The sequence below is a fragment of the Pseudovibrio sp. Ad26 genome (assembly GCF_001623285.1).
GTDB lineage: Bacteria > Pseudomonadota > Alphaproteobacteria > Rhizobiales > Stappiaceae > Pseudovibrio > Pseudovibrio ascidiaceicola.
Window position 1 is genome coordinate 46,482 of sequence record NZ_LMCE01000016.1, and the last position, 18,185, is coordinate 64,666.

Annotated in this window: 19 protein-coding genes and 1 tRNA gene; 5 read left to right on the top strand and 15 right to left on the bottom strand. The window is 52.2% G+C overall.

Going from position 1 to position 18,185, the window contains the following annotated elements; all coding sequences use genetic code 11:
* Positions 1-30: 30 nt before the first annotated feature.
* From pabB to PsAD26_RS04430, 5 genes are all read right to left on the bottom strand, one after another.
* Entirely contained in the window at positions 31-1,836 is a 1,806-nt protein-coding gene (gene pabB / locus PsAD26_RS04410) for an aminodeoxychorismate synthase component I (protein WP_063309434.1), read from the bottom strand.
* 244 nt (positions 1,837-2,080) lie between these two features.
* Complete coding sequence (locus tag PsAD26_RS04415; protein ID WP_063309435.1) at positions 2,081-3,553, bottom strand: methyl-accepting chemotaxis protein; 1,473 nt, start codon at positions 3,551-3,553, stop codon at positions 2,081-2,083.
* A 416-nt stretch (positions 3,554-3,969) separates the two neighbouring features.
* Positions 3,970-4,449, bottom strand: a complete 480-nt coding sequence (locus tag PsAD26_RS04420; RefSeq protein ID WP_063286691.1) for a MarR family transcriptional regulator — start codon at positions 4,447-4,449, stop codon at positions 3,970-3,972.
* 208 nt (positions 4,450-4,657) lie between these two features.
* The gene (msrA, locus tag PsAD26_RS04425; RefSeq protein ID WP_063309436.1) at positions 4,658-5,332 is read right to left on the bottom strand and encodes a peptide-methionine (S)-S-oxide reductase MsrA; all 675 of its coding nucleotides are present in this window, start codon (positions 5,330-5,332) and stop codon (positions 4,658-4,660) included.
* A 26-nt stretch (positions 5,333-5,358) separates the two neighbouring features.
* On the bottom strand, positions 5,359-5,676 hold the full coding sequence (locus PsAD26_RS04430) for a hypothetical protein (RefSeq protein WP_208860253.1): 318 nt from the start codon (positions 5,674-5,676) through the stop codon (positions 5,359-5,361).
* Positions 5,677-5,986: 310 nt separating this feature from the next.
* On the opposite strand from PsAD26_RS04430, the gene PsAD26_RS04435 reads away from it, so the two are divergent.
* Positions 5,987-6,076: transfer RNA gene (locus tag PsAD26_RS04435), tRNA-Ser, on the top strand.
* Between the two features lie 86 nt (positions 6,077-6,162).
* Here the strand turns inward: PsAD26_RS04435 and PsAD26_RS04440 are convergent.
* Together PsAD26_RS04440 and PsAD26_RS04445 are read right to left on the bottom strand one after the other, a co-directional pair.
* Complete coding sequence (locus tag PsAD26_RS04440) at positions 6,163-6,492, bottom strand: hypothetical protein (RefSeq protein ID WP_063309437.1); 330 nt, start codon at positions 6,490-6,492, stop codon at positions 6,163-6,165.
* Between the two features lie 92 nt (positions 6,493-6,584).
* The gene (locus tag PsAD26_RS04445; RefSeq protein ID WP_063309438.1) at positions 6,585-7,445 is read right to left on the bottom strand and encodes a LysR family transcriptional regulator; all 861 of its coding nucleotides are present in this window, start codon (positions 7,443-7,445) and stop codon (positions 6,585-6,587) included.
* A 92-nt stretch (positions 7,446-7,537) separates the two neighbouring features.
* Between PsAD26_RS04445 and PsAD26_RS29615 the strand changes: the two genes are divergently transcribed.
* The gene (locus PsAD26_RS29615) at positions 7,538-7,708 is read left to right on the top strand and encodes a hypothetical protein (RefSeq protein WP_193758245.1); all 171 of its coding nucleotides are present in this window, start codon (positions 7,538-7,540) and stop codon (positions 7,706-7,708) included.
* A gap of 258 nt (positions 7,709-7,966) precedes the next feature.
* Here PsAD26_RS29615 and PsAD26_RS04450 read toward each other — a convergent pair whose 3' ends face one another.
* The 4 genes from PsAD26_RS04450 to PsAD26_RS04465 all read right to left on the bottom strand — a co-directional run bounded on the left by PsAD26_RS04450 (position 7,967) and on the right by PsAD26_RS04465 (position 10,769).
* Positions 7,967-8,257: a hypothetical protein gene (locus tag PsAD26_RS04450; protein ID WP_063309452.1), complete on the bottom strand. Its 291-nt coding sequence runs from the start codon at positions 8,255-8,257 to the stop codon at positions 7,967-7,969.
* A gap of 633 nt (positions 8,258-8,890) precedes the next feature.
* Positions 8,891-9,181 carry a GIY-YIG nuclease family protein gene (locus PsAD26_RS04455; RefSeq protein ID WP_063309439.1) on the bottom strand — a complete coding sequence of 97 codons (291 nt, stop codon included), beginning with the start codon at positions 9,179-9,181 and terminating at the stop codon, positions 8,891-8,893.
* Positions 9,182-9,696: 515 nt separating this feature from the next.
* Positions 9,697-10,329, bottom strand: a complete 633-nt coding sequence (locus PsAD26_RS04460) for a hypothetical protein (RefSeq protein ID WP_063309440.1) — start codon at positions 10,327-10,329, stop codon at positions 9,697-9,699.
* On the bottom strand, positions 10,326-10,769 hold the full coding sequence (locus PsAD26_RS04465; RefSeq protein ID WP_153041450.1) for a hypothetical protein: 444 nt from the start codon (positions 10,767-10,769) through the stop codon (positions 10,326-10,328). Before PsAD26_RS04465 ends, PsAD26_RS04460 begins: the two co-directional genes overlap by 4 nt.
* 534 nt (positions 10,770-11,303) lie before the next feature.
* On the opposite strand from PsAD26_RS04465, the gene pheS reads away from it, so the two are divergent.
* Positions 11,304-12,386: a phenylalanine--tRNA ligase subunit alpha gene (gene pheS / locus PsAD26_RS04470; protein ID WP_063309442.1), complete on the top strand. Its 1,083-nt coding sequence runs from the start codon at positions 11,304-11,306 to the stop codon at positions 12,384-12,386.
* 28 nt (positions 12,387-12,414) lie between these two features.
* On the top strand, positions 12,415-14,838 hold the full coding sequence (gene pheT / locus PsAD26_RS04475; RefSeq protein ID WP_063309443.1) for a phenylalanine--tRNA ligase subunit beta: 2,424 nt from the start codon (positions 12,415-12,417) through the stop codon (positions 14,836-14,838).
* Positions 14,839-15,036: 198 nt separating this feature from the next.
* Here the strand turns inward: pheT and PsAD26_RS04480 are convergent, their stop codons facing one another.
* The 4 genes from PsAD26_RS04480 to PsAD26_RS04495 form a co-directional block, all read right to left on the bottom strand.
* Positions 15,037-15,504: a DUF134 domain-containing protein gene (locus PsAD26_RS04480; RefSeq protein WP_208985509.1), complete on the bottom strand. Its 468-nt coding sequence runs from the start codon at positions 15,502-15,504 to the stop codon at positions 15,037-15,039.
* Positions 15,505-15,762: 258 nt separating this feature from the next.
* Positions 15,763-16,152 carry an outer membrane protein assembly factor BamE gene (gene bamE / locus PsAD26_RS04485; RefSeq protein ID WP_244278149.1) on the bottom strand — a complete coding sequence of 130 codons (390 nt, stop codon included), beginning with the start codon at positions 16,150-16,152 and terminating at the stop codon, positions 15,763-15,765.
* 504 nt (positions 16,153-16,656) lie between these two features.
* Positions 16,657-17,055, bottom strand: a complete 399-nt coding sequence (locus PsAD26_RS04490; RefSeq protein ID WP_063291033.1) for a hypothetical protein — start codon at positions 17,053-17,055, stop codon at positions 16,657-16,659.
* A 355-nt stretch (positions 17,056-17,410) separates the two neighbouring features.
* Positions 17,411-17,692 (bottom strand): GIY-YIG nuclease family protein, encoded by a 282-nt coding sequence (locus tag PsAD26_RS04495; protein WP_063309446.1) that lies wholly within the window; start codon positions 17,690-17,692, stop codon positions 17,411-17,413.
* 172 nt (positions 17,693-17,864) lie between these two features.
* Between PsAD26_RS04495 and PsAD26_RS28715 the strand changes: the two genes are divergently transcribed.
* Positions 17,865-18,185 (top strand): helix-turn-helix domain-containing protein (locus PsAD26_RS28715; RefSeq protein WP_153041451.1); only part of this gene is annotated, 321 nt, incomplete at its 3' end.

Sequence of the window (18,185 nt, forward strand, 5' to 3'; positions counted from 1 at the left end):
ATGCTATTGTCCATCCCGAGCCAAGCAAGCCTAACTTACGTCAGCATCAAGAGAAATGAGGCTGGCATTTATCAATCCCCGCAGGGAGTTACCAACATAAACGGCATCTGCTGACTGCAAATCATGGACTGTCAGATCCGCTTCCTCTGCATATCCATGCTCCAGCAAACCAGCGCGGAAAACACCCGGCAATAACCCATGCGTAAGAGCAGGGGTGAGCAACTTGCCGTCCTTGCGGATAAACAGATTGGTGAAGCTGCCTTCGGTCAGATACCCAGCTTCATTGAGGAAAATGACCTCAGAGCATCCATACCGAGCAGCATAATCTGTGCGGGTCTGATCATAGAAACGACGCTGGCTGGTTTTGTGGAACAGGAACCGATCCTGTGAATGGACGCGCTCGTCTGCAAGGCAGATCCGCCAGTCATCACCGCTTGCTGCTGGCATTTCCTGCGCAGTCAACATGAACTGCCCATCTTCATAGAGATCAAGCCGCACCCGCATATCGCGATCAAACACTGCTGCATGGTCTGAAAGCACAATCAATGCCTGATCCAGATTCCAGTTGAAGCCGAAGTAAGAGGCACTGTCGGCCATCCGTTGCAGATGACGTTCCAGCAACGTGTAGCCTTCGTCAGGCGTCCAGCCCATGGTTTCAAACAGGGTGAAGCGCTCTTCAGAGGCCTTCAGGAAGTTCAGTTTCAGCAGGCACTCATCATATTCTGGTGACGCACCGGAATCGAATACAACACCTGAGCCAGTCCCCATTTCTGCTGCGCCATCCTCGTCAATCACCAGAGTACGGATCGCCACATTGAACGTGAAGTCGCCATTGGGTTCGATCATGCCAATGGAGCCGGTGTAGATCCCGCGCGGGCTCTTCTCCAGCTCATCAATGATCTCCATGGCCCAAAGCTTTGGCGCTCCGGTGATGGACCCGCACGGAAACAGTTCCTCGATAATTTCAGGTAGTTCAGCTCCATCCACCAGCTCACCAGTGGTGGTAGAGGTCATCTGAAACAGGCTGCGGTACTGCTCAACCTCACAGTGGGAGGGAACACAAACGCTGCCTGCTTTGGTGATACGGGAGAGGTCATTGCGCATCAGATCAAGGATCATAGTGTTCTCAGCACGCGACTTCACATCACTTTGCAGCCAGTCCTGAACACGCGCATCTTCTTCGCTCGTGCGCCCACGTTGAGCCGTGCCCTTCATCGGACGTGTCGTCAGTTGCTTGCCTTTGCGCTCCAAAAACAGTTCTGGAGAAATTGACAGAACTTTCTGATCGCCCAGATGCAGCAGTGCCGCATACCCAACCGGTTGCTGGAACAGCAGATTGTCAAACAAAGCTGCCGCGCTTCCAGTCTGCTCAAGGTCTGCCCGCATGGTCAGGTTGATCTGGTAGATGTCACCTTGCGCCAGATGCTGCTGTGTTTTCGCAAAGGCACTCTCATAGTCGCCTTTGCTCATGTCAAACTGGTTGATGTGAATAGAAGGGGCGGCTTCATTGCCAGCAGCCTCAACCAGCCATTGCGCTTCTTCATCTCGGGTCAAAAGCTGAGGCGCATCGTAAACCCCAAACCAGGCAAGAGGCACATTGCCCGTGCCCTTGAAGCGCTGCTTTAGCTTCTCTTCAAACGCAAAGCCAAATTCATAGGAGAAGAAGCCAGCCAGATGGTAGCCCGCTTTGCGCTCTTGTTCCAGTTGTTGAAGAAACTGAGGGACCTCAGAAAGAGTTTGGCAGGTCAGCACGCGCTTTGGGGCTTGGAAGAGACGCGCAGGCTCATGACTAAGCCTGTCGACAAAAAGTACTGTTCCAAACGCAAACTGCGCCATACCTGTCCATTCTTATTTGGGTTACCCTTATTAAGAATGCTCAATACCAGCCCGTCAGACCAAGGCAATCATAAAATTGTCTCCAAGTCCGTTTGTTGAGTAATTTTGCGTAAATTGTGATCAATCACGGCATGAAACTCTGAAAAACGCCCCTCAAGGCCGTAATTTCAGAAAAGCAGAAACCTTGCTCAAACACAAAACGGGCCGCCAAGGTGACCCGCCTCATCAGAATTTATAGTGCAGATTAAGCAACGTCGTGGAAGAAACGCTCCAGCGTGTCGTGAACTTCATTGAGATCACCATCAACCTTACTGGCTTTCTCGGTCACTTCGAACACGGAGCCTGTCGCCTCGTTCATGGCTTCACTCAGGCTGGCAATGCTTTGGGAAACAGCCATGGTGCCGTCAGCTGCAGCTGCGATATTAGCTGAAATCTCATTGGTCGCATCACCCTGCTGGGTAATTGCCTCAGCAATCGCACCTGTATGGGCGTTCACGTCGTCCATGGTCAAAGAGATAGAACCGATTGCTTCCACTGCTTCGCGGGTTCTGCCCTGAATTGCAGAGACCTGAGAAGCAATCTCTTCAGTCGCTTTGGAGGTCTGGTTGGCCAGCTCTTTTACTTCCGCTGCTACAACCGCAAAGCCTTTACCTGCTTCACCTGCGCGTGCGGCTTCAATGGTGGCGTTAAGGGCCAGCAAATTGGTCTGCTCCGCAATCGCCTGAATGAGCGTTACAACTTCACCAATGCGGCTTGCAGCTTCTGCGAGGCTGCCAATAGTGTCATTGGTCTCCTGCGCACCGCGAGTTGCAGCTTCAACCATTTCGTTGGCTTGTGCAATCTGTCGTGCGATCTCGGAGATGGAAGAGGAAAGCTCTTCAGAGGCAGCCGAAACTGTCTGAACGTTGCCGGATGCTGAATCAGAGGAGGAAACAACCTCGGTCGTATGACCAGAGCATTTATGAGTGGCGTTCTCCAAACCTTTGGAAGCAGAAACAATGCTGTGCGTGTTTTGCGAAAGACTCTTAAGTTGGCCGTCCACCACGTCGCGGAGACCGGAAATGTGCTTTTCAAAGAATACGATGCGTTCTGATTGTTCTGCAATCTTCTGCTCATTTTCTGCAACTTCAGCTGCAACTGCTGCTTCTTGAGAAGAAACAGTGCTGTCTGTTGAGTTGGAAGCTTCAGCATCGCCCTGACCGCTCAGGAAAGCCATCGTAACACCGGCGAGAAGAACCAGAATGATGAGATTGCCAGACATCGTGCTCTGATCACTCACGAGGAAGTCAGGCAAAACGAACAGACTGCCAAGAAGATAAACTGCGGAAATTGCAAGGAAACTGCCAAGCGCACCGCCATTGCGAGAGGAACCTAAAACAACCAATGGGGCAAAGAACAGAATGTTGAAGTCCATCTGCCAGCCTTCTGCATATCCACCAAGAGCTGCAGCAGAGCTTGCAACTGCGGCCAAAATGGCAAGGCAAATGCCTGAAGCCAGCGCGGCTGCTCCGGATTCCTTGTCTTTCAACCACAATGCGGTTGGAATGGCGGCAAGAAGGAAAGCTGATCCTGAAAGAATGCTCATTGTACCGGTGTCACCAGCCCAGCTCATCCCAAAGCTCAGGAGGGCAAGAACCCAACCCAAGGTAATTGGCCAACTGGTTGAACCCATGTCAGATTGGCCTACCTCTTCTTCAAATCCGACTGCAGCACTCATTTCAGGTCTTCCCTTAATAGTATTGGTGCATGACACACCCAAATACATCCACCCAATTATTAAACGCATTCTGGAATTATAACTCTCTGATAACAAAGAGGAATGCGCACAACCTCAAGCAGCTAGCCAGCACAATTGCAGCAGTAAACCGCTTGGTTGAATGAAAGAAGTAACACGCACGAAAGAGCGAAATCGCACAGTAATCGCCTCAAAAAGAGATCGCCCTCAAGATTGAATTGCGTAAATTACTCCATTCAAATCTTAGTTGTAATTTGTATAAGATTTATGCTTAAGAGAAGCTTAATGGGACGCGAGGGAAGTGTAAAAAGCAAAGAACACCGAAGCGTTCACTCCGGTGTTCTTGCTTGGAAAATAAACTCAAATCAATAAAAAAACTAAACCAGAAAAATTAAGCCTTAGGCCGGTTCGTTCTCTTCAACCTGTTCATCTTCCATCGGATCATCATAGCAGAAGCGTGTGCAAGCAGAGCTTTCCACGTCATTCAGGATGAACTTAAGGAGAGAGGAGAGGTTGTCCAATTGGCTCTCATCGATGTCACCGAGCAGCGCATGAGCTGCTTTACGGCGTGCTTCAGCCACTTCAACGGCTTTACGCTTACCGCGAACGGTCAGTTCGACCATAACTTCCCGGCCTCTGCGGCGCAGACGTCGGACCAACCAGTCTTTCTCAAGACGGTCAATCAGGCGCACGGTTGCGGAATGGCTTAAACGAACTTCTTTCGCAACTGTACCGATGGAGATGGCCGGAGAGCGTCGCATAATAAGAAGAGCCGCGACGGCACTTGTTGAAAGATCTCCGTAAGCATCAACACTCGCATCTTCAAGTGCTGTACTTACTGCGGAAAGTTGGTCTGCAATATGATTGGTTCTCATCATAAATTAAATCTCTAAAATACTATCCTGACGATTCTGACTTAGCGTCATTAGAATTAATCCTAAAACTGCAATTTAACAAATGCAAGTTTAATAAAATTGAAAATAATAAGTATTTCGAAACCATGCAACCTGCAAAATCAATAAAAACCGCCAGTTTGGTCCCTGAATATTAGCAGGTTGCAATTATCCATAAATTATTTTTGATCACCTATTGCTTAGGGGATTGGGGCGAAACCGGCAATGGACAGGTCGCACCTGTGCCCGAAAGGCCACAGTATCCATCTGGATTCTTTGCCAAATATTGTTGGTGATATTCTTCAGCGTAATAGAATACGTCGAGAGGACCGATTTCCGTGGTAATCCCTGCGTTTTTGCCGATTTCCTTAAGGGCATTCTGATAAGACTTGGCTGTTTCTTTAGCCGTCTCAATATCTGCCTCGCTCGTCAAATAAAGCGCAGATCTATACTGTGTACCCACATCGTTGCCTTGCCGCATTCCTTGCGTTGGGTCGTGACGCTCCCAAAATACCTTCAAAAGTTGTTCCAGAGAAATTTCTTCTGGATTGTAGACCACTTTTACAATTTCGGTGTGACCGGTCTGACCAGTACACGTTTCGTGGTAGGTCGGATTCTTTGTAGCGCCACCGGCAAAGCCAACAGCTGTTACATACACACCCGGCAGTTCCCAGAAGGCGCGCTCCGCACCCCAGTAACATCCCATGCCCACATAGAGCTCTTTCATCCCTTCAGGATAAGGCCCATTCAGATCATGACCATTCACGAAGTGCTTTCCGGGAGCCATGATTGGTGTATCCCGGCCTGGCAGCGTTGTGCCTGTATCCGGCATTTTAAACTTGTTTGAGAGCATTCTGAGAAACGACATATTCACTTACCTGTAAGAACTCTGCATCACAGCAGGGTTGTGCTGATGCGACGCCGCTTGTCGCCATACCATAGCATAATTAAGCCGAGAGGTCCGAATATAACCCACGGCGGCATCAGCAACAGGCTTTGAATAATCGGATCCCAGAGAAGAGGGCTCACGTACCGCTGGATGGCCGCCTGGGATGCATTGAGCGTTTCTGGTGACAGATCAAACCAGATCAGTCCCAGTGGTGAAGAGGTCCAGCTGGAGGTCGCAATGCTCTTAGTGGCATCCACGACAAATGAGACCAGCGCTATGGCGACAAACCACACACCTATAAAACGCAGTAAAAATCCAACCACGTGTCTGCTTCCTTTTTCTGTCAGCTATCTTTTAAACTCGCAATGAGCCTGCGTGTATCCACAGTACCTCATGCAATCTAAGGTGCAACCTATCAGAACAAGCATGCCAGACGCTCTTAAATTCCAGTCAAAACTGCGTAATGGATTGTGATTGAATACGTGCAGACAGGCAGAAAAATGCCTTTGTTTTCATTCTGGTTCCACAGAGTGGGGATACATGGCAAAAAAATCGAAAAGACCTCTTGCGCCCCCCAATAGTTTTGCATATACCCCCTCTCACGCCGCCGGGAACACTCGGTGAGCGGAATGCGGAGAGGTGGCCGAGTGGTCGAAGGCGCACGCCTGGAAAGTGTGTAGGCGGGGAACCGTCTCCAGGGTTCGAATCCCTGTCTCTCCGCCATTATTTCCCCTGAAAATTCAAACTCGCCAGCGCGTCAAAGCGATATGTTGTTTATGCTTGTCTTCCGGGCATGCGCAAGCATTGTCTCACGGAACGCAGACCGTCTTCCCAACCATGAGAAACGGCTTTCCGCTGCTTAGGATCAGCTCTACCGGAATAGCTTTCCCGATCTTGCCGGAAGCGAGTTTGTATTCCTTGCTGGAAAAGCCGAATTTATCTTCCACCGCACTCAGCTTCTCATCCTTCAGCAGATTCTCTGTGAAAGCACTATTGATAGCGCGTTTCTTTTTTGTGATGGCCTTGGTGAAGTCGTCGATCACTTTCTCGTCGACTTTCTTTTTCTCCAGTGCAGTTTTTATCTTCTTTTCGCTGGTGAAAATCTCTTTTGTCCCGGTAAACTTCATCAAGGTAGGCATGGTCTGCTTCTCCGATCATGTTACACACGTCATCATCCTAGCCACCGCGCCTTACCACCACATTGCACAAACACCACCAATTTTCGCGAAGCTCACACCGCGCCAGCGCCCCGCCTGCGATGCTGTTCGATCACTTGCACGATCCGGTCGGTCATCATCCGCACCTCGGGCAAGTGCCTCCGGTCATCATGCATGGTCACCCATTGGAACTTGGTCAGCTCCTCTATCACCGGCCCGCACTGCCGTAACTGAGGCGACGTATCCCCCAGAAAGCTCGGCAGAATAGAGGCGCCAGCCCCTGCGCATAGCATATCCAGCAAGGTGTGTTGAGAGCTCACTTGCATCACCATCTCACTGCCATGGTGCTCCAGCAGCCAGCGCGAGGAGTTGGTGGTCGCGAACTCCGGCGCGATGCCAACCCACCGCTGCTCCGCCGCCGCATCAGCCCCAACCGCCACATAAGGCGCGAACTCCACGGGCGGTAGACGTTTGCTCGCCAGCCCGATCTCCGCAGGGGCTGAGCTGCGCAGCCCAATGTCGATCTCGCGTTTTTTGATGTTCAGCCGGTCCTCGCTGGTAATGAACACCACCTCAAACTCATCCTCCGGCTTGCACAACGCGGCAATATGCAGGCTGAGAAACTTCATGGTCCAGCTCCCGGCAGAAACCCGAACCTGCGGCTTGCGAGACTTCGCGCTCAGCCATTGCTCAAACCCGGCATAGGCACACTGAAACGGCTCCAGCTGCTCCAGCACATCCCGCCCGTCCTCAGTCAGCGCATACCCGGCCTGCACCCGGTCAAACAGCTTCAGCCCCACATCCTCTTCCAGCTGCTGCATCCGGCGGCTGAGTGTGGCCGGACTGCACGCTAGCCTCTGTGCGGCTTCACTCAACGTGCCGCAAGCCGCAAGCACGAGGAATGCATTGAGATTATCCAGCAATCGAACCTTCATTTTTGAAAACTGCTTTTGAAATTTGGCCGCTATCCGGCAGAAAGAACACAGGGAAAGATAGGCTTAGTTCTCCTCAATGAAAAGAAGCCAGAATGTTGATTTTCCCACTTCGCGAACCTGACCGACACCCACCAAACCCAACGCCGCGGCAGTTGGAAGACTATTACACCAACTACGCCAGCGCCTGCGCACGGCCCTATTACATCGCGTTGGCCTCTATCATCGCGGTCGTCTTCACACTGTTCTGCATTTTTACGCCATAACACCAGCACAAAGCTCTGGCCTGCGGAGCGCGTTACTCACCGCAGACCAGCAGGGTGCATGCGCTTGCGAATGCCGGTCGCGGGCAAACAGCAAGCGAGAAGGCGGCAGACAAAGGGTGGTGAGGCTCCGCCCACGGCGAAACGCCACTTTGCACCGGCACAGTGAAAAGGCACACCTCAAACATCGAGTAAAATGATGAGAAGAGGCGCCAACGCAGCCGAACAGGGCAGGGGGCTCAGCGCCCCATGCCCAACCCGTTACTCAAGAAGCGTCAATGTTGTACTGATCGGTTGTGGGTCGACGACCTGCTGTAGAACCCCACAGGTCTTTCTCAACGCTTCTATGCGGTCTTGCAAGGCATAATGCAAAGTGAACAAAGCATCCCGCTCACTGCTCTGGTTCATCCGCTCACTCAGCACAAGTTGCTGAAAATAAGCAAGATTTTCGATATCAGAAACAGTGATGAGAACTTTATCTAAATCTAACTCATTGTCGATAGTGTTTGTGGCGCCAGCGTGTTCCCGAAAAGTGTGAAGCGGTTTTCGGATAAGAATACGCTCAAACAAAGTCTGGGGCAGTTTGTAGGCAAACTGCCTTAGACGCGCATGCAGAATCGTCCATTCCAATCCCCTTACTGACTAGGGTGTTGAAGATCCGCAACGCCAAAAAAGCTTCCTAGGGCTCGCTGGCGAGCGGGAGGCTAGAAACCTGAGTCAGACAGGCGAGCTTATTCCCTCCCGAAGGAGGTGTTGTATTCACCGCCCTCCCGCTCATAGCAAAGGGTCTGCGCACTATAAGATAGGCACAAAAAAACCGCTAGACTACGGGAGCGGGTACCGCTGACGTGAGGTTTCTAGGCCTCACATATGAGTGTGAAACACAACCCCACAACCTGTCAACGCCCAAACCCAAAACCTCCCCCACTCATGCATTATTGCAACGGTCAGAGAGGGACTTCCCTCAACGGTTTGAAGGCGCCGCCCCTACGGTGTCATCCCGGGCGAAGCGCAGCGAAGACCCGGGACCCATTCCACCTCACCACCAACGCCACACTCACCAATCAACAAAGCCCTCATCACAAAAACCCGAAAGCTCCCCAACCACAGCGCTCACGCCAAAACGCAAAGCAGCCCTCACGGTGTCCTCCCGGGCGAAGACCCGGGACCCATACCCACCAGCCTCTACCCAAAATGCAAAGAGAGTGACAAATCCTCCCAATGAGGGTTCATCTCCTCAATGGCCTGAATTTTCCAGTCCCGCTTCCAACGCTTCACCTGCTTCTCTCTGCGAATAGCCTCATGAGGTTCCTCATAAACCTCATAGTAGACAAGCTTGGAAACATCATACTTGGCCGTAAAACTGGGATTCATCTTCGTCTTATGCTGATGCACACGCTCAGGCAGATTATTGGTCACGCCGGCATAAAGCGTCCCATGCTTCCGGCTCGCAAGAATGTACATGTAATAAGACATGCACCAAGTATGCAGCCAGCAGTCCCCCGCCGCCACTGCACAAACTCACCAATGATTACAGGGAGTATAGATCCCGGCTCCTTGGCCGGGATGACACCAGAGGTGACCACTCTGCTCATCATCTCAACTGCAAAACCAGCCCCACCTCAAACCACAATGCCCTCACACCCCACGCCTTCACTCAAAGCCCCACATCCCCTCCCGGAGTCATCCCGGGCGGAGACCCGGGACTCATACCCCCGGTATCAATGAGGCACACCATGAGGCAGCAACAGAGCACAATCTTCCTCTGCTTTCGCCTCAACAAACACCTTCAGTCATCAAATGAAGCTAGCATAAGCAAAAGAGGAGATGCGTCAGGAGATCTTGTCTCCCTCTCTTAATAACTCAGTGCCGCAAGTGGTTATAGATCCCGGCTCAATGGCCGGGATGACACCAGAGGCAACCGCTTTCTCTGATGGCTCTAGAAAGAGAAATGCTAATAGAAAAGGAACTCACAACAGCGTATCATTAAGTTAAAGTGCAGAACTCATGTCAGACATCTTTATGAGATTGTATGTCCCGCAAGTCCCTCGATCTGTGTAGTAAATTCCTTTCATCTTGTGGTGCTCATTAATATCAACTTCGAGCTTAGCAGTACCTTCGTGGGTTGTAATACCGTTTTCGGGATGAATATTCTTTGCTAAGTAACTGTATGTAATCTCGATCCGGTCAATCGCTGAGTTGCGTTGAGGTACACATAACGTTGTTCGAGAATCCGAGTTGTTATCGGTCTTCATAACAAAACCGATATCATCAAATGTTTGCATAATTGTCAGCTTTGCATTTGATGTGCCAATGCGGCCGTCCCAATGCCAAGTTAGGCTAACATCCCAAACGCCGTTTAGATCGGGAAAGATCCAGTGGTTCAATATCGGGAACCACTTCCAGATATACCTCCAGCCCTTCATGATAGATAGAAGTAAGACGACTTCAAATACGAGTGCAAATAGGCCAAAAATCATATTCTTGATGGCTAGTGAAGCGTTTTCATTTCCCAATAATACAAGTAAACTTTGGTCTAGTATCAAAGAGGTCAATGTGAAGATGAGTGCATATATAGCGCACGAAATGAGTATGATTTTTTGAGCGCCAAGAATTTGGATCATTGATGAACAACCTCCCCGTTGGCGAAAATCTTCAGTCCATAAGACCCACTTAAGACGAGTGAAAAAAGCACGCCGGCAACTTTGGAGCTTAGCAACGCCGTGACATAACGCGTGCCAAAGTTTTGCGTGAAATCGAAATCAACATTTTTAGAAAATGGTGGGACGAACTGCACGTTACACATTATTGGTCGAAGTGAAGCATCAACAATAATAAACCCATCATGCCTTCGGTCTGACTTTCTACCGACGGTTCGTATTATTTCTGAAAGCGGAGTTTTACTTTCGATAGACGTGTTTCGAGATAGCGGAAAAATCGGCATGTTTGATAGCGAGCTACATGCAATAATGCCAAGGCCTGCAAAATCTTCTTTTGGTATGGCTGACGCAGATTTAGTCACACTTTCAGCAAGAGAAGAAAGGTGCGAGTACGTAGGGCTCATTATAGAAAACTCAATTGCAACATGGAGTGTGTTCTATTTTAGGATGTGATGTTGATGCAAGTGATTTCCCTTCCCATCCGCCCTCATTTCCGCTACCCTCCACCACACCACCAATCCTCAAAGGATTCCCAATGCCGTTGCGCGTGCACATCGCTGTAAAAATCACCGCCCGTGTCCATGATGGTCCGGCGTGTGGGCGATTTATGCGCTTGGCTTAAAAGCTCCCAATGCATGAGTAAAACCGCACCGCAGAGCCATTGTGCTCGCCCGTTTGTGCGTGTGCATTCAGGCAAGAGCGTTTAGGCAGCGGGGCAGGGCGTGCCATTCCACGAGTAGCCCCAGCGGGTGTTTTCATCGTAATTCCTGAAGTTTCCGCTGAAAAACGGGAGTATTGAGGAAATCTAAGAGGCTGATTATCAATCAGCCCCTTTATTGCGCTGCCAGCATTCGCTAAAAGACCTCCACGAATTTTATTTGCCCGGCCGGGACACAAGTTCCAATCAGCTGCTGGCACATCCAAACCCTTGAGGGATTATGTCCGACCTCGAAACACTCGAAGCCGAGATTAACACCGCGATTGCCGGTGCTGACTCCGAAGCCGCACTGGAAGACGTGCGCGTTGCCGCCCTTGGCAAAAAGGGCAGCGTTTCTGAAAAAATGAAAACGCTTGGCAAAATGAGCCCGGAAGAGCGCAAGGAAATGGGTCCTGCACTCAACGGCCTTAAAAACCGCGTTGGTGAGGCGATCACCGCTCGTAAAGACGTGTTGAAGGTTGAGGCACTCAACGCGCGCCTCGCCTCTGAAACCGTTGATGTGAGCCAGCCACTGCGCACCACTCCGGCAGAAGAAGGCCGCATTCACCCGATTTCTCAGGTGACTGACGAGCTGATCGCCATCTTCGCGGACATGGGCTTCTCCGTTGCTGAAGGCCCGGACATCGAGACGGATGAGCTGAACTTCACCGCGCTCAACTTCCCGGAAGGCCACCCGGCCCGCGAAATGCACGACACCTTCTTCTTCAACGAGAAGGAAGACGGCGAACGTATGTTGCTGCGCACGCACACATCTCCAGTGCAGATCCGTGCGATGAAATCTCAGGAGCCACCGCTACGCCTGATCATGCCGGGCCGCACATACCGCTGTGACAGCGACCAGACCCACACACCAATGTTCCACCAGCTGGAAGGCCTCGTGATCGACAAGACCACGCATATCGGCCACCTGAAGGGCACATTGGAAGAGTTCCTCAAAGCGTTCTTCGAAGTGGATGATGTAGAGCTGCGCTTCCGCCCAAGCTTCTTCCCATTCACGGAGCCATCCATGGAAGTGGACGTGAAGTGCGACCGCTCCGGTTCTGAAGTGAAAATCGGTACCGGCAACGACTGGATGGAAATCCTCGGCTGCGGCATGGTGCACTCCAACGTTCTGCGCAACTGTGGTCTCGACCCGGATGTGTACCAGGGCTTTGCATGGGGCATCGGCATTGACCGTCTGGCCATGCTGAAATACGGCATGAACGATCTGCGCGCCTTCTTTGATGCAGACGTCCGCTGGCTCAAGCACTACGGCTTCCGCCCGCTGGATATGCCAGCGCTGGTCTCCGGTCTTTCCAAGTAATTTGGTCCAAACGTAAAGAGCTAATACAATGAAATTCACCCTTTCCTGGCTCAAGGACCATCTTGAGACCGATGCAAGCCTTGATGAAATTGTAGAGCGCCTGACGCTGATCGGGCTGGAAGTGGAAGAAATCTCCAATCCAGCTGATCGCCTTGGCACATTCAAAATTGCCCGCGTTCTGGAAGCCGAGCAGCATCCGAATGCGGACCGTCTGCGCGTGCTGAAAGTGGACACTGGCGAAGGTGAGCCCCTGCAGGTTGTCTGCGGCGCCCCAAACGCCCGCAAAGGCCTGATTGGCGTGTTCGCAAAACCGGGTGATTACATCCCCGGTCTCGACGTCACATTGTCCGTCGGTAAAATCCGCGACGTGGAAAGCCACGGCATGATGGCCTCCGAGCGCGAGCTGGAGTTATCCGACGAACACGACGGCGTCATCGACCTGCCAGAAGACGCACCAGTCGGCACTCCGTTTGTTGCATATGCTGGTCTGGACGATCCGGTCATCGAAATCGGCCTGACCCCGAACCGCTCCGACTGCGCAAGTGTGTTCGGAATTGCACGTGATTTGGCTGCTTCCGGCTTAGGAACGCTAAAAACCCCGCAAAAAACGCAAGTGAACGCACATAGCAACGCAAACGACCTAAAAATCCTTTTGGATCTAGGGGATAGCCCGGAACACTGCCCTGCATTCGGCTACCGCGTGGTCCGTGGCATCAAAAACGGCCCGTCTCCAAAATGGATGCAGAAGCGTCTGGTTGCTATCGGTCTGCGCCCGATTAATGCCCTCGTGGACATCACCAACTACATGACCTTCGATCAGGGCCGCCCGCTGCATGTCTTTGATGCAGATAAGGTTTCTGGCAACCTGACTGTTCGTCACGGCAAAGCAGGTGAAGAACTTGTTGGCCTCGACGGAAAAACTTATGCCGTCGATGAGAACGTCGTTGTCATTGCTGACGACAACGGTCTGGAGTCCCTCGGCGGAATTATGGGTGGAGAATCAACAGGTTGCGATGAAAACACCACAAACGTGGTGATTGAAAGCGCACTCTGGGATCCGCTCAACATCGCCCGCACAGGTCGTAAACTGGGAGTATCTACCGACGCCCGCTACCGTTTTGAGCGTGGTGTAGACCCTGCGTACATGGTGGAAGGCCTTGAAACTGCTACGAAATTGGTCATGGACCTATGTGGCGGCGCCGAAGCATCCGACGCGCACGTTGTAGGAGAAGTGCCACAGGAAGAGCGCATCATCGACTTCCCGCTCAGCGAAGTCAAACGCCTCTCCGGTCTGGAAGTATCCCACAGTGAGATCAAAGCTATCCTCTCCCTGCTCGGCTTCTGGGTCGCTGGCAACGGTGATGTGGTCAAGGTTTCTCCCCCAAGCTGGCGCCCGGACATCCACGGAAAAGCTGATTTGGTAGAAGAGGTTATGCGCATTGTCGGCATCGACAAAGTGCCAACTGCTACCCTGCCGCGCATGGAGCCAATCTCCCAGAAGGTTCTGACTGTTAGCCAGATCCGCCGCTCTAATGCCCGTCGCGCACTCGCAACACGCGGCATGGACGAGGCCGTTCTGTGGTCCTTCATTCCAAAAGCCCACGCAGAGCACTTTGGCGGTGGTAACCCACTGCTATCATTGGCAAATCCGATCTCCGCAGACATGTCCGACATGCGCCCGTCCCTGCTGCCTGGCCTGCTCTCCGCAGCACAGCGCAACGCAGACCGCGGCTACGCAGACGTCGCCTTGTTCGAAGTCGGCCAAGTCTTTGAAAACGATAGCGAAAAAGGCCAGAAGATGGTCATCGCCGGCATCCGCCGTGGTACCGCCAAACCAACCGGTTCTGGTCGCCACTGGTCCGGAAACGCTGAAAACATTGATGTTTTCGACGCGAAGGCTGATGCAGGTGCGGTACTACAGTCCATCGGTGCGCAGGTAAACAACCTGATGGTCTTCACCGACGCTCCGGATTACTACCACCCAGGCCGCTCCGGCGCCCTCAAAATGGGCCCGAAAAACACCCTGGCGTACTTCGGTGAAATCCACCCTAAGACATTGGAAGCATTGGACATTGAAGGCCCGCTCGTGGCGTTCGAAGTCTTCATCGACGCTGTTCCTCAGCCGAAGAAGAAAGCGACCAAATCCAAGGGTGCGCTGAATGCTGCGGATCTTATGCCGGTAAAACGGGACTTTGCGTTCCTGGTAGACAGCTCTATCCCGGTTGAGAAGCTCCTGAAAGCTGCCAAAGGTGCGGATAAAGCATTGATCACAAACGTGAATCTCTTCGATATCTACGAAGGGCAGGGCGTGCCGGAAGGCCAGCGCTCCCTCGCGATTGATGTAACCCTTCAGCCGACCAAGAAGACCCTCACCGATGAGGATATCGAAGCGGTCTCAAACAAGATTGTTGCGTCCGTTCAAAAGGCTACCGGCGGTACCCTGCGCGGATAACTCCCGCTGAACAGCGCTGACGAAACACAAAAACCGCGGATTCCAGAAAATTTCGGAATCCGCGTTTTTTAATGCAAATCCTGCGAAATTCGACCCGCCAGCAGGGGCATAACCTCACCCACCCACGGGGATATCCAGCCCGTCAAGCACAGCCCAGCCCCAGAACCGAGCCAGAAACCACAACCACCCAGCGTCAGCCTAAACCGCCCCATCCGCCTCATCCAGCTGCACAGGCTCAGAGATCACGCTCGCCCGCCCGCAGAACCCGCGCCGCCGACGCCGCTGCATACGCTGGCAGTCCTCCTCACTCAACTCCGCTTCGGGCAGGCAGGAGTCGTCCGCGGTAACGGCACCGCCCTCAATCTTCAGCGCAAGCCCCTCCGTCAGCGCCGTCGCAACCACCGTGCGGGCATGGGAGACCAGGCGGGAGAACGTAGGCCGCGAAATCCCCATCAGATCAGCAGCAGCCGTATGCTCCAGCCCTTCCGCATCGGCCAGACGCAACGCCTCCATCCCGTCCTGCGATAAAACCGCCGCCTGAAGCGTGCGCAGCGGCACCCCCTGCGGCTTGAAAAAGCGCACTCCTGCGGTTCCATGAATTCGGCGTGGTTTTCTTGGACGTGGCATAACAAACACTCCTTTCACAGCCTCTCCCATAAGAACCATCAGTGATTTAGACAGGGGAGACGCACAGCAACATAAATCTAGAGCAGGGAGCGTGAGGAAAAGAGAACGCGGCCAGCTCTAATGAGCATATGTTCATTATACTGCGCCTCTCATCAGTCTCTGACAAGCTAGGAAAAGAACATATGCTCATAATATCACCTCACCACAACGGGCATAACCAGCAACACTCAGGGGCATAAGCAGCAAAACCGCCCGAAGCTTCCACCCCGAGCGCGCCAACCCATCTAAAAATCTATGCTACATGTTCGCGGTGATAAGTCCGGTGCGAACCTCGTCCTCCACCTCAATCATGGAGTAGTTCCTCAGCAAACCGTCCTGATCAAAAAACAGGGCCACTTCCTTGGTGGTCACATCCTGCCCGCTGGCAAGCAAATCAACCACAGGAATGAAGTTCTCAACCTTCGCCTGCGTCCTTACATGCCTGTATTTCCAAATCTCATTGCCGCTATCGGTAAAATCAGTGGTGTTCGGATCGCCCAACGCAACGCGCACATCTTCCTTGGTTGTCTTGCCGTTCTCCAGCTGGTTTTCCAGCCCTTCACGCGTCAAATGCCGAAGGCTCTCATTGCCAACAGAAGCGCAGCCAGCCACAACCAGCCCAAGCCCCAGAGCGAGGATAACGTGCACAATTCGCAAATCTATGCCCCTTTGCGTTGGTTTGCGTTGCTCCGTAAATGCAACGCACAGCGAGTTCTTCTTAACTGGGAATAGAACTTCGTTCTCTAAGCCGAGCGTGCCGCCAGAGCGCAGCCCTGTAAACCTGAGATAAGACTCGTGTAAGAACTGTCAGGGGGCAATAGAAAAAGGGAATTACGAAATTAAATCAAAGCGCTAGAGGGCGCCTCAGTGTGCGCCAAACACCAAAGCCGGCAAAAAAGCCTGCACACTTCATGTGGAAGAAACCACCACACGCCCGCGCGCACCAACGGGCATAACCCGACAAACATCATTTTGCGTTGCTATGCGCAACTTTGCGTTTTTCTGCGTTCCTATGAAATTCGGGAGGTCAACGAACCAGAACGCACCACTAAACCCGAAATCTACGGTAGAAAAGGGGAATAAGTCCCAAGCAAAAAGCTCTGGGCAGCGCATCAAGCACACCGCCCAAAACCCAATCTATCCCCGCAACCTTTAAAGGTTGGAGTTGATCAAACCAGTGCGAACTTCACTCTTGGTTTCCAGCATGGAGTAGTTTTTCAAAACGCCACGGTTGCTGAAGAACAGAGCCAGTTCTTTCTTGTTCAGGTCCTGGCCACCAGCCAGCAGGCCAACAACAGGAATGAAGTTTTCAGCTTTCACGTTGGCGCGAATGTGCTGGTACTTCCAGATCTCATTACCGCTGTCGCTAAAGTCCAGGCTATCAGGGTCACCAAGCAGAGCGCGCACCTGCGCCTTGGTGGTTTTGCCCTTGGTCAGCTTGGTAGAAAGGCTGGCAGAAGTTTCATGACGAAGGTTTTCGTTGCCTGCAGAAGCACAAGCAGCAAGACCCGCTGCAAGCGCAACGGAAATGATGATTTTAGTGAAACGCAAAATAGTCCCCATCAGGCTTGGCCTCAGGCTAGCCTGTATTCCAAAACGGCCCCAACACAAACCGGAAACCGCAATTTATAATGGGAATTTCACTAGCAGATATGCAGGGCACATGCCAATATTTTTAATCAATGAGCCAGTAAAACTTAATGCCAAGTATTCTGCCGATTATCGATAGTTTTTCACCACTTTCCGCCCGCTCCATCAAACCATTACCACTCACAACACTCGTCCTTAACTTGGCCCTATTGGAAGCTGGAGTGTATCCCGCGGCAAACCCCCACCACCGTCATCCCACACACCTCCATCTCGTCATCCCGCACTTGATGCGGGACCTAGAGCCAAGCCCAGAAGTCTATCGAACCAACTCCAGATACAAGTCCCGCCAGGTCGGATTAAAACCCTCAATCAAATCAAGCTTCCACGCCCTCCGCCAGCGCTTCTTCTCTCGAGCAATTGCATCCCCAATTCGCTCAAATTCTTCGAAGTAAACCAACCACGACACGTCATACTGAGCCGTAAACGACACCGCCACTTTCTCCCGATGCTCATGAACCCGCCGCGCCAAGTCATTGGTCACGCCAGTGTATAGGGTCCCGTTTCTCTTGCTGGCTGTCATGTACACGTAATAGGCCATACCTCACTCTGCGCTGAAGCAAGTGCGGTCGCAACATCATGAAATAGCCAGCTCGTTATCAGAGGTAATTTCCAGCTGGGTCCCGGGTCTTCGTGTACATACCGGAGACATAGGTGACAGGTGTTCGGAGAGATGGTTGACACATTAACATGGCATTCAGGGAGGGACCGGGATGCCTTGGCAAGAGTGTTCAACAATGAAACTTCGAGAAGAGTTTGTCCGACTTGCAGATCAGGACAATGCTAATCGGCGTGCCTTGTGTCGCCGGTTCGGTATCAGCCCACAAACAGGCTATAAATGGCTGAGGCGGTGGCGTGCGGGAGAAGACTTGAATGATCTCTCTCGCCGGCCCAGAACGTCCCCTGGGCGTTCACCACAGGAGGTGGAGCAGAGGGTTTTATCAGTACGTGATACTTACCCGGCTTGGGGCGCTCGAAAGATCCGCGCTTATCTGCAGCATAAAGGCATTACAGTTCCAGCAAGCTCCACGGTG